This is a genomic window from Alkalihalobacillus phoenicis (genome assembly GCF_047302405.1).
GTDB lineage: Bacteria > Bacillota > Bacilli > Bacillales > Bacillaceae_D > Alkalihalobacillus.
Genome location: NZ_CP154853.1, coordinates 2,448,356 through 2,460,107 on the forward strand (window position 1 = coordinate 2,448,356; position 11,752 = coordinate 2,460,107).

11 protein-coding genes are annotated in these 11,752 nt (G+C 39.2%); 2 read left to right on the forward strand and 9 right to left on the reverse strand.

All coding sequences use genetic code 11. The annotated features are described in order from the left end of the window. Positions 1–12 precede the first annotated feature (12 nt). From safA to nadB, 4 genes are all read right to left on the reverse strand, one after another. Entirely contained in the window at positions 13–1,422 is a 1,410-nt protein-coding gene (gene safA / locus AA0017_RS11765; RefSeq protein WP_413374531.1) for a SafA/ExsA family spore coat assembly protein, read from the reverse strand. Between the two features lie 475 nt (positions 1,423–1,897). Beyond that, the gene (gene nadA, locus AA0017_RS11770) at positions 1,898–3,007 is read right to left on the reverse strand and encodes a quinolinate synthase NadA (protein WP_413374533.1); all 1,110 of its coding nucleotides are present in this window, start codon (positions 3,005–3,007) and stop codon (positions 1,898–1,900) included. Continuing rightward, a complete protein-coding gene (nadC, locus tag AA0017_RS11775; protein WP_413374535.1) occupies positions 3,004–3,846 on the reverse strand; it encodes a carboxylating nicotinate-nucleotide diphosphorylase in 843 nt (280 codons plus the stop codon). Before nadC ends, nadA begins: the two co-directional genes overlap by 4 nt. 12 nt (positions 3,847–3,858) lie before the next feature. Further along, positions 3,859–5,412 carry an L-aspartate oxidase gene (gene nadB, locus AA0017_RS11780; RefSeq protein WP_413374537.1) on the reverse strand — a complete coding sequence of 518 codons (1,554 nt, stop codon included), beginning with the start codon at positions 5,410–5,412 and terminating at the stop codon, positions 3,859–3,861. Positions 5,413–5,527: 115 nt separating this feature from the next. On the opposite strand from nadB, the gene AA0017_RS11785 reads away from it, so the two are divergent. Together AA0017_RS11785 and AA0017_RS11790 are read left to right on the forward strand one after the other, a co-directional pair. Beyond that, positions 5,528–6,670: an IscS subfamily cysteine desulfurase gene (locus AA0017_RS11785; RefSeq protein WP_413374539.1), complete on the forward strand. Its 1,143-nt coding sequence runs from the start codon at positions 5,528–5,530 to the stop codon at positions 6,668–6,670. Continuing rightward, the gene (locus tag AA0017_RS11790) at positions 6,657–7,199 is read left to right on the forward strand and encodes a transcription repressor NadR (protein WP_413374541.1); all 543 of its coding nucleotides are present in this window, start codon (positions 6,657–6,659) and stop codon (positions 7,197–7,199) included. Before AA0017_RS11785 ends, AA0017_RS11790 begins: the two co-directional genes overlap by 14 nt. Positions 7,200–7,397: 198 nt before the next feature. On the opposite strand, the gene tnpA is transcribed toward AA0017_RS11790, so the two are convergent. The 5 genes from tnpA to AA0017_RS11815 all read right to left on the reverse strand — a co-directional run bounded on the left by tnpA (position 7,398) and on the right by AA0017_RS11815 (position 11,669). Continuing rightward, positions 7,398–7,889 carry an IS200/IS605 family transposase gene (gene tnpA, locus AA0017_RS11795; protein WP_413374543.1) on the reverse strand — a complete coding sequence of 164 codons (492 nt, stop codon included), beginning with the start codon at positions 7,887–7,889 and terminating at the stop codon, positions 7,398–7,400. Positions 7,890–8,040: 151 nt separating this feature from the next. Beyond that, positions 8,041–8,931 (reverse strand): prephenate dehydratase, encoded by an 891-nt coding sequence (pheA, locus tag AA0017_RS11800; RefSeq protein WP_413374545.1) that lies wholly within the window; start codon positions 8,929–8,931, stop codon positions 8,041–8,043. 17 nt (positions 8,932–8,948) lie between these two features. Next, entirely contained in the window at positions 8,949–9,398 is a 450-nt protein-coding gene (locus AA0017_RS11805) for an ACT domain-containing protein (protein WP_413374547.1), read from the reverse strand. A gap of 437 nt (positions 9,399–9,835) precedes the next feature. Next, positions 9,836–11,116 carry a GTPase ObgE gene (gene obgE / locus AA0017_RS11810; protein WP_413374549.1) on the reverse strand — a complete coding sequence of 427 codons (1,281 nt, stop codon included), beginning with the start codon at positions 11,114–11,116 and terminating at the stop codon, positions 9,836–9,838. A gap of 10 nt (positions 11,117–11,126) precedes the next feature. Further along, positions 11,127–11,669: a Spo0B domain-containing protein gene (locus AA0017_RS11815; protein ID WP_413374550.1), complete on the reverse strand. Its 543-nt coding sequence runs from the start codon at positions 11,667–11,669 to the stop codon at positions 11,127–11,129. Positions 11,670–11,752 lie beyond the last annotated feature (83 nt).

An 11,752-nucleotide genomic window follows, 5' to 3' on the forward strand; every position in this document is an offset into this window, starting at 1 on the left:
TTTACCTTTTTATTAATCTTCATAATCATCTTGTTCGTTATAATGATTCATTTGTCTTTTAGGTTCTGAATGGTTTCGCCCCATAAATTGTCCTTCAACGCTATGGAACATTTGCCCACTTTGTCCTGGAGCTTGAAATCCTCCTTCTTGGCCTGGGAATGGAAACCCTCCATTTTGACTTAACATCGGCATTCCACCATGTTGACCTGGCATCGGCATCACCCCACCATGTTGGCCTGCCATTGGCATCATCCCACCATGTTGGCCTGCCATTGGCATCATCCCACCATGTTGGCCTGGCATCGGCATCATCCCACCATGTTGGCCTGCCATTGGCATCATCCCACCATGTTGGCCTGCCATTGGCATCATCCCACCATGTTGCTCTGGCATCGGCATCATCCCACCATGTTGACCTGGCATTGGCATCATTCCACCATGTTGACCTGGCATTGGCATCATTCCACCATGTTGACCTGGCATTGGCATCATTCCACCATGTTGATCTGGCATCGGCCCCATCCCATCATGTTGACCTGGCATTGGCATCATCCCATCATGTTGGCCTGGCATCGGCATCATCCCACCATGTTGCTCTGGCATTGGCTGTGGTCCATGGTCTGGTTGAACATAATGGTGACCGTACGCAGGTAAAGTTTGGGCAGGTTGATACGGTGTTGGCATCTGTCCCTCTACACAGTCCGTCTCCATCGGTTGGAATGTTTGTGGAGCCATTCCAAATTCATGATGATGCTGGACTTGGTGGCCATGATGTGCATGATGACCTTGCGGAAACATTGCTGGTTTTATTGGGAATCCACAGTTTGCACATCCTGGCATAACTGGACTGATTGGTGTCATATGCATAGGTGGGCAAGGTTGCTGGACAGGTGGCTCACAATACTCAACCTCTTGTACAGGCATTTCTACTTGTGGTTTTACTTCTGGCATAGGTTTTGGCTGCGGCATTGGTGGTTTAGGCAACGGCATTTCTTTTACTGGTTTTTCTTTAATCGGTAGCTCTTTTTTCGGCTGAACAACTGGTTGTTCCTTTGGTTTATGGATGACTTTTTTCGGCTGTGGATTATATAAAAAAACATTCATATTTGTTTCATAATTTTTTGTAATATCTTTTGAAATCGGCTGCGGTTGTGGCTGTGGCATTGGCTGTATTGGTGCAACTGGTTGTTCCTTTTTAGCAATTGGTTGCTCTTTAACTACTTGCTGTGGTGCTACAATCGGTGATTCTTTTTTTACAGGAACACTTCCTGTAGGTATTTTAATTTTCATCCCAGGCATTAATACATCTGGATTACTAATTTGTGTATTAACCGCCTTTAATTCTTCAAAGTTCACTCCATGCTTTTGGGCGATTTTCCAAAGAGACTCTCCTTTTTGGACAATATGAATTTTCACGATCATGCTCCCTCCTCTTACATTCATTACATTGTATGAGACGCTAGGCAACTTGACACTGTATTTTTGCCCAATTTATAACCGTTCGTCTAGAGTCTTGACCCTACTCACTGCCAAATGTATGTTTTTTAAAATCGTTTTAGACCTATGTACAAGTTATCAATTTAAGATGAAGTAAAAAGAAAAAACACAGGGAGAGGATATGAGACCACTGAAAAACTTTCTACTCGTTAAATATGGTTACATTAGTTAGCCTACTCCGCTGGCTCCGTTTTGGTTCATGAAAAAATGTTTGATATTATGGATTGCCCAAGATTCTTTTTCATCAAGGTTGAGTATGAGAATTTTCAATGTCCTTGAAGAAAATAGGAGGTTTATAAAAATACAAGTAGTCATTTGAAGCTCTGTTCTTTAGCAATAAGCAAATTGCACACAATACTTTATGTAGTTTCCCTTTTATAAAACAAAAAACGCCCAAACTTTATGGGCGTTCGAGCATTCTTTGTAGCGCTAAACAAGCATCTTTGGTAATTTCTTTATCGACCGTAATTGGATGACGTAATTTTCCTTCCATTAAATCTTCTAGTGACCATAATAAATGGTCTAAGTCGATCCGATTCATTGTTAAACAGGCACACATTGTTGGGTTTAAGGAGACAATCGATAAATCCGAATAGGTTTTAGCTAAACGTTGTACTAAATTCATTTCCGTCCCTATTGCCCAAGAAGTACCTTTTTCTGCGTTTTTAATTGTCTCAATAATATAATGAGTCGAGCCATTTAAATCAGCTTGACGAACAACTTCATGTGTACATTCTGGGTGAACGATCACTTTTGTTTCTGGCTCATTTTTTCTTAACTGCTCGATATGGGTGGTTGTAAATTTTTCATGGACAGAACAATGACCTTTCCATAAAATCACCTTCACTTCTTCAAGCGGTGTATTAAACTCATTTACTAATTGCTCTTGAATCGGGTCCCAGACGACCATTTGCTCAAGGGGGATTCCTAAGTCATAGGCAGTATTTCGGCCGAGATGTTGATCAGGTAAAAAGAGTAATCGTTCCTTTTGCGTAAAAGCCCACTGCACCATTTTTTTCGCATTCGACGACGTCACTGTCGCACCACCATATTTCCCACAAAAGGCTTTAATTGCAGCTGTACTGTTAACGTATGTGAGAGGGAGCATCGTTTCTCCGAACAGTTGTTTTAATTGGCTCCACGCCTTTTCTGTTTGGTTAATATTAGCCATATCAGCCATCGAACACCCTGCTTTTAAATCCGGCAAAAGGACTTGCTGGTTATCTTCTGTTAGCATATCAGCTGTTTCAGCCATAAAATGAACGCCACAAAAAACGATAAATTCTGCTTTTTTATTCTCAGCTGCTAGCTGAGCTAGTTGAAGGGAATCCCCAGTGACATCCGCAAATTGAATGACCTCGTCTCGTTGATAGTGATGACCAGGAATAAATAGCTTTTCCCCAAGCTTTTCCTTGATTGTCCAAATTCTCGCTTCTTTTTCTGCTACAGTCATCAAGTTGTACTTTTCAGGTATTCGTTTTACTTGGGCGATTTGTTCTAAAACACTCATTTTTTGACATCTCCTTTTAATAACATACTTAAGTCCATCGCTTGAACTGAATGGGTTAAAAACCCTAATGAAATATAGTCGACACCACAACCACTGAACGCTGGTAACGTTTGTAAATCAATCCCGCCAGAAGCTTCTGTAACAATGCCTTCTGGTACATACTTCCTTTGTTTGGCAATTTGCTCTGGAGTATAATTATCAAACATAATTACATCGACTTTCGCTTCAATCGCTTCGAATAATTCATTTTGATTCGTGATCTCCACTTCAATTTTGGTCATATGACCTAATTTTGCTTTCACTTCACGAACGGCCGCTATAATTCCCCCATAAGCTGCAATGTGATTTTCTTTTAAAAGGACCGCATGATCTAATCCACGACGGTGATTAAATGCCCCACCACATCTTACGGCATATTTTTCTAACATTCTCAGCCCTGGTGTCGTTTTTCGAGTATCACACAAGCGAATCGTCGAATCATCAAGTTGCTCAATTGCTTTATTTGCTAACGTAGCAATACCAGACATTCGTTGCATTAAATTTAAAAAGACTCGTTCCCCTGCTAATAAAAGGTCAACAGGACCAGTCATTTCAGCAATCACTTTTCCTTTTTTAACAAGGTCTCCATCTTGCACGAATAATTTGACTTCGATCTCATTACTCAGAAGTTGATACCCGACTTTTACTATATCTCTTCCGGCAAAGACACCATCTTGTTTAGCCGTAATATATGCTGTTTTAATTAAAGACTGCGGCAATGCTTGACTTGTCACATCTCCGTCCCCTAAATCTTCATTCAAAAATTCAATTAATAATTGTTTCAGTTTCACAAGATTCATCTCTGCTCCCCCTTAAAGTGAAATAAACTGCTTCTTTTTTTGGATAGGTTGATTAATTTTTACTTCTAATGTCGTCTTTAACCATTCCTCTTGCTCTTTTGGATAATCTAAACGATAATGTCCACCTCTAGATTCCGTTCTTTCTAAAGCAGACTGACAAATCAATAAGGCGATCAATAGTTGATTGGCTTCTTCCATTTGTTTTGGGGCAAAAGCTGACTTTTGTTCTAACCACGGCTGATAAGGTCGTAGCCAATCAATCACTTTTTTTAAACCCGCTTCTGTTCTTTTAATTCCAGCAAATTGAGTCATCATCATTCTCAAGTTCTCTAGACTAGGCAACTTCACCGACTCTTCCTTTTGAGCTAAATCTGTTTCTAATAAAAATTGTAATCCTTTAAAGTGAAGCGACTTCGCTTTTTTCCGAATATCTAAAACCGCACGTTCAGCAAAAACTAAGCCTTCTAATAATGAGTTACTTGCCAAACGGTTTGCTCCATGAACACCTGTACAAGCTACTTCCCCAAGAGCATATAGCGCCGGCAGCGAAGTTTCTCCATGCTCATTTGTGTTAATTCCACCGCTAATAAAATGGGCCCCTGGTGCCACTTCCAATAATGACGTATCCAACTTAATCCCAGCCCTTTGACAAATTTGAAATACTTGTGGAAAACGCTCGGAAAATTGTTCAATAGAAGAGATATCTAAAAAGACTTTCTTACCGGCAGCTTGATAATCATAGATTTTCCGACTTACTACATCTCTTGGTGCCAAATCCTTATTAGGGTGATCACTCATGATCGCAACCCCATTTTCGTCTACAAGTGTTGCTCCTTCTCCACGTAAAGCTTCACTAGCCAAACCAACGACCTCTTCTTCATGGAGCAGCAAAGTAGGATGAAATTGAATAAACTCTAAATCACTTAACATAGCACCAGCCCGATAAGCGAGGGCCATACCATCTCCAGTTGTTGTCCTTGCATTTGAGGTATACGTATACAATTGTCCAATACCACCTGTCGCAATTATCGTGAAATCGGCTTTTAATAAACATTTATCCGTTTGTACCCCAATGACTTGACCGTTTTCTTTCACAAGACTAAGAGCTTCTGTTTTTTCCATCACCTCAACACGACCTTTTATTTTTTCTAAAAGGGTCATGACAAAAGCTTTACCCGTTTGGTCCCCATACGCATGCACAATTCTCCGTTCTTGATGAGCCCCTTCCATTCCAAGCTTAAACTCCTGTGTTTTTGTTCGATCAAATGGTACACCTAAATTCGCCATATATGCGATAAGCTCAGGAGCTCTTTTCACCATCAGTTCAACATTGTGTTCAAGATGATGACCGTAACCAGCTCGTAATGTATCTTCAAAATGCTTTTTCCAATTGTCATTCGGATGTAGGGCAGCTGCAATGCCACCTTGTGCTAACTTTGAATTTGAAGTTGTTAGTTTTGACTTTGTGAGAACAATCACATTAAAATCATCAGCTAATAAATGTGCAGCCATTAATCCAGCTATCCCACTTCCAATTATAATGACACCTGCTCTAGCCATAGTCATTTTTTATCCTCCCAATAACATTACAGTTGTCTTGTCACCTATCTTTACATAAAATAGACTTAGTGACAAGATTTTTTTTATTTATTTCATAGAATGATATTTGGCAGGTGATGAGATGATTTATTTGGATTATAGTGCGACAACACCAATGTCTGAAAGAGCCATTGAAGCTTACGGAGAAATGGCTCGACAGTTTTTCGGAAATAGCAACAGCTTACATTTAGGGGGGGAAGAAGCTCTTGATATTTTAACCGTTGCAAGAAAATCGCTGGCCGACTTACTAACCGTACCAGCTCATTCTCTTTACTATACAGGTTCAGGAAGTGAGGCAAACTTTTTAACAATAACTGGTTTAGCACAGGCGAAACAAAATAAGGGTAAACACATTTTAGCCATTCAAACAGAACACCATTCCGTTAAACAAGCATTACATTATTTAGAAAACAAAGGATTTTCCATTACCTTTGTTGAGGTCGATACAACAGGACGTATCATTGTAGAAGATTTAATAAATGCGATTCAACCAGAAACTATCCTCGCTACATTTGCCCATGCGAGTGGAGAATTAGGAACGGTTCAAGATCTAGTTAAGATCCATGAACTCTTGAAAAAACATGATATACTTTTATTTAGTGACTGTGTACAAACGTTCGGAAAAATGGATATACCAATTGATGTGATAGATGCTTTTTCTATTTCGGCTCATAAAGTGTATGGACCAAAAGGATTAGGAGCTGCGATTATTCATCCTAAGATTCAGTGGAAACCCTTTTTAAAAGGAACCACACATGAAGCTGGTTTCCGAGCTGGGACGGTTGATGTACCAGCAATCGTCGCCTTTTCTGTAGCGGCAGAAGAAACATTCACTCGTCAAACAGGTGAAGCGAACAGATTAGAGCAGTTACGCCAGCATTTTCTAAAAGGATTAAAAGAGGACCCTACCTTTATCCTTGAAGGACATCCAACAGAGCGGCTTCCTTTTCATATTGGCTTAAGAAGAAAAGGCGTCGAAGGACAACTTCTTATGCTTGAGTGCAAACGAAAAGGGCTAGCTATTTCAACAGGTTCTGCTTGTCGTGCTGGATTAACCGAACCACCTGCCTCACTGCTTGCGATCGGTCGTTCGTCCTCCGATGCTCATGAATATGTTCGAATTACTTTTGGAAAATATACATCAAAAGAAGATGTCGATTATTTACTAGAAGTTCTACTCAATATCTCAATCAAATTTAAGGAGGAATCTAATGGAAACACATAAAAAACTGCTTGGTGAAGCAAGAAGAAAAATGATTTTACAATGGTTACAATCAGCAAATGGGCCATTAACGGGTACGGACTTATCAAAAAAAACGAATGTGAGTCGGCAAGTAATTGTACAAGACATCTCGATTTTAAAAGCAAAAAATCATCCAATTATCGCGACGGCTCAAGGGTATGTTTATCACCAAAACCTAATGCCACAGCTTCATAGCCGAATAATCGCTTGCTTTCATACACCAGAACAGACTATGGAGGAGCTTAATCTCATTGTCGACCATGGGGTCAGTGTAAAAGATGTCATCATTGAACATCCCATTTATGGCGAAATAACCGCTTACTTAAGGCTTTCAAATCGCCAAGATGTCAAAGACTTTTGCCAACATGTATCCGACACAAATGCTCCACTCTTATCAAAACTAACGAATGGCGTGCACCTCCATACAATTGAAGCCCCATCAGTAGAAGCCATTGATAAAGCCGTACAAGCTCTTGAACAACAAGGCTTTTTACTTAATGAAAAATTGTAAACAAGAAAAGATTGACAGCTAGTAGTTGAGCGCCGGAAAATGGCCTTTGTCCCCGGCCTCTTCCCCTAACGAATCAAAACCACCCGTGATAACGGGTGGTTTGCTCTACGGCTGAAAGCCTTTGTTACTGACCAAACCCTAAAGGGCTACTGAACGGTTCGCCATGTGTACTCCTTTTACTGGCCAGACCTCAAAGGCCTACTTTTTGTATGATTTCTTCTTCTTTTTTAGTTCTTCACCTGTAAATGGGTCGACATATTCTAAAAGACTCAATTGTTCGGCCACTATATCATCTTGTATTTGATTTTTGATGTATTCTTGTATCACTTTCTTATTTCTCCCTACCGTATCTACATAGAAACCGGTACACCAAAATTTACGATTTCCATATCGATATTTTAGGTTGGCATGTCGATCAAAAATCATTAAACTGCTCTTCCCTTTCAAATAGCCCACAAATGAAGACACACTTATTTTAGGCGGAATACTAACCAACATATGTATATGGTCTACGCAGGCTGTTGCCTCTATAATCTCTACACCCTTTCGTTCACACAAGGTTCTTAAAATTTCACCTATATCTTTTTTTAGTCTCCCATAAATAGCTTGCCTCCTATATTTGGGTGCAAACACAATATGATACTTACAATTCCACTTTGTGTGTGCTAAACTGTTAGTGTCTTTTGACATGAAAACTCCTCCGTATGCTTGATATTCTGGTTGGCGAACCAAAATATATTTTAGCACCTCGGGGGAGTTTTTTTAATACCTCGCTCTAAGCTTTTTGGAACCCTAGGCCGAGCCTAGGGTTTTCATTTCCACAAAAAAAACCACAAGGTCATCATGTGACCTCGTGGGATATCCCTTCCTTTACTTCTGTTAAAGAAAAACTTTCGTAACTTCCTAATATCTCAACTCCACAACCGAGCGTTTCTAACTCCGCAACCACTCCTGGAATTAACACATCATCAACTAATTGATCAACATCAATAATAAAGAAATAGTTGCCGAGCCCTGTTTTAGTTGGTCGTGATTCTATTTTTGATAAATTGAGTCGCCTCCAAGCAAAAGCAGATAGCACTTGATGCAATGCCCCTGAAAAATCAGAAGGCAACGTAACCATTAGTGTTGTTTTATCTCCCAATTTAAATGGACCTTGCACTTGATAAACTTGATTCTCTTTCGCAAGCACTAAAAAACGCGTACGATTGTTATCAAAATCATGAATATTATGTTCTACGATGTCTAAATTATATTCCGCAGCTGCTAAATCGTTAGCAATGCCTAAAACATTTTCCTCCGGGTGCTCAGAAATCCACTTAGCTGCTGTAGCAGTCGAATTCATGTACTCAAATTCAATTTGCGGATAGCGTAGCTGCAAATAGTCATGACATTGAGCAATCGCATGGGGATGTGAAATGACTTTTTTAGGCTCTGTCTTTCCATTTTCCTTTTGCCACTTACTTCTTAATAAATGTTGAGCAACAGGTACTGTAATACTGCCAATAATCGGTAGCCTTTTTTTATGAATTAAATAATCCAATGTTAAATTAACCGACCCTTCAATCGCGTTTTCAATTGGGACAACAGCAAGGTCGGCCTCCCCTTCAAAAACAGCATCCATACACGTAGGTATCGTTTGGTATGGTATATGAGAAGATTGTGGGAAAACAGCCCTAGCTGCTATTTCTGTAAATGTTCCTTTAGGTCCTAAATAAGCTACTTTAGTCAATGGTACTCCCTCTCCTTTTAAGAGCCTGATCCAACTAGCTCTACTTTCTCTACGGCTTCTAAATCCTCGATTTTTGCTTTTAATTCATTTAAATCAATCTTCATTGAGGACGTATTAATTGATAACGTAATATGTGCTCTTCCTTGTAATGGAATCGACTGATTAATGGTTAAAATATTGGCACCTGAATTCGCAATTAACGTTAATAATTGTGAAAGTGTACCAGAGCGGTCGACTAAATTCAAGGACAACGTAATAATTTTTTCCTTCATCATCGTATGGAATGGAAATATTCCATCCTTGTATTTATAAAAAGCACTCCTACTAAGTCCTACACGATGAACAGCTTCATTTATTTTTTTCATTTTACCCGATTCTAATAACGATTTCACTTCAAGTGTTTTTTGCATAGCATCTGTTAATATATCTTCACGAACAAGATAAAATTGTTTTTGTGGTTGCGACATGCTTTTCCCCTCACTCTACTCCCCAATTATCTTAATATCATTTCTATTTTACCGGCTACAAAATCGTATGGTCTCCCTATTATAAAATTGACGAAACCTTTTGACAACCATTTCAACAAAAAATGTCTAATTAGAGCAGACAATTGTCTTTTTATAATGGAGTTTCACAACAAAAATAGCTAAAGATTTAAGTTGAGATGATTTTTTATTACTCTCCAGAAAAGCTTGCAGTAGCCTTTTTAAGGTGATTTTTGATTTACACCTTAATCTGGTCAACTCAGTAGTTTCTTTACTTATAATTGCTTATTGGTACCCTAATTTCAATAACTCTCCATTTTCATTACCAATCCCCCTTTTTTTCCTACCCTTATCCCAAAATTCCATGACAAAAACCACTGAAAAGGGTTCCGTCCTTTCAGTGGTTTTATTTTCTTTTCCTACTCAATAAATTCAAATTCAAATTTCATGATACGAACAAGATCGCCATCTTTTGCTCCACGATCTCTTAACTCTTGGTCAACACCCATACCACGTAATTGTCTTGCAAAACGTTTAATTGATTCGTCATGGGTAAAATCGGTCATCTTGAAAAGTCGTTCTAACTCTGCCCCTGACAATTCATAAACTCCATCATCACCTCTAGATACAATAAAGGAAACTTCTTTTTTCTCATGTTTATAAACGACACGAGCTTCTTCCGTTTCCTCATGTAATGGAAATTCTGGTGTTTGTTCAATTTTATCAGCAACAGCCAGTAATAACTCACGGACACCTTGTTTCGTAAAAGCTGATATCGGGAAAATCGGAACATCATCCGTTAACTTTTCCTTAAAAATCTCTAAGTTCTCTTTTGAATCAGGCATATCCATTTTATTGGCGACAACGAGCTGCGGACGCTCTAATAAGCGCATATTGTACTGTTTTAACTCATCGTTAATTTTTATATAGTCGTCATAAGGGTCGCGTCCTTCTAACCCAGACATATCAATTACATGAACGATCACTCGTGTCCGCTCAATATGTCGTAAAAATTGATGACCCAGTCCAATTCCTTGGTGAGCTCCTTCAATTAATCCAGGTAGATCAGCCATAACAAAACTACGGCTATCTTCCGTTTCTACCACCCCTAAATTCGGAGTAATCGTCGTGAAGTGATACTCGGCAATTTTAGGCTTTGCTGCTGAAACAACAGACAATAAAGTGGACTTTCCAACACTTGGGAAGCCAACCAATCCGACATCTGCTAATACTTTTAACTCTAAGACGACTTCTCGTTCAACGCCAGGCTCACCATTTTCAGCAATTTCAGGAGCTGGATTAGCTGGAGTCGCAAAACGAGTATTTCCACGTCCACCTCGTCCACCTTTAGCAATCGCAGCTTTTTGACCATGCTCGGTTAAATCGGCGATAACTTGTCCTGTTTGTTCATCAACCACCGTCGTACCTGGTGGAACTTTAACAATCATATCTGGAGCATTTTTTCCATGTTGACTTTTTGAACGTCCGTGTTCCCCTCTTGGAGCTTTAAAATGACGGTTATAACGGAAATCCATTAACGTTCTTAAACCTTCTTCTACTTCAAACACAACGCTCGCTCCACGACCACCGTCGCCACCAGCAGGTCCGCCATCTGGAACATATTTTTCCCGACGATAAGCGACCATTCCATTACCGCCGTCTCCGCCTTTTACAAAAACTTTTACTTTATCTACAAACATTCACTTCACCTCAATTTAATCGCACACTTGCCTTTAACAAACAAGTATCCTTCTGCCATTCCACTACTTCTATTTTAGGCTGGATTGATTCGAGCAATACGAAAAGGTCCGCTTTTTTTATATTTAGAGTACCCTCATATAGAAAAAGTAGTTCACATTCATTTTCATTTAATACAATCGTTAGTAACAATTGATTTTCACTAACCCATTCACTCTGTTCGGCAAAAGTAAAAATGACCTTTTTAATCACTTTATCTAGTATTGGTTCATACGGATGTAAATCACGTTCTGAACCCGCTACATTTATCTCAAGTTGCATCCGATTATGATGTTCATTTTTCCAATTATATGTGATTAAATCCTCTGCTAATTTGGAGATTCCTAAATTAGACAGCTTGGACTCATTTACACATTGCTGTACAGTTGTATGAATCAACTCTTCAATCCGTTCATACCTTCCTAAGGCTAAGTTCATCTTAATTAATTGCACGATATTTAGCCAATCATGACGTTTATGACGAAGAGCTTCAAGTAAATTCATATCATTCGTCATCCAAAAGAACCCCTCACCAATTTTTAACTTAAATCTACCACACCAGCCCTAATCATAACATAAAAAGAGGCAGGAAAGGGGAA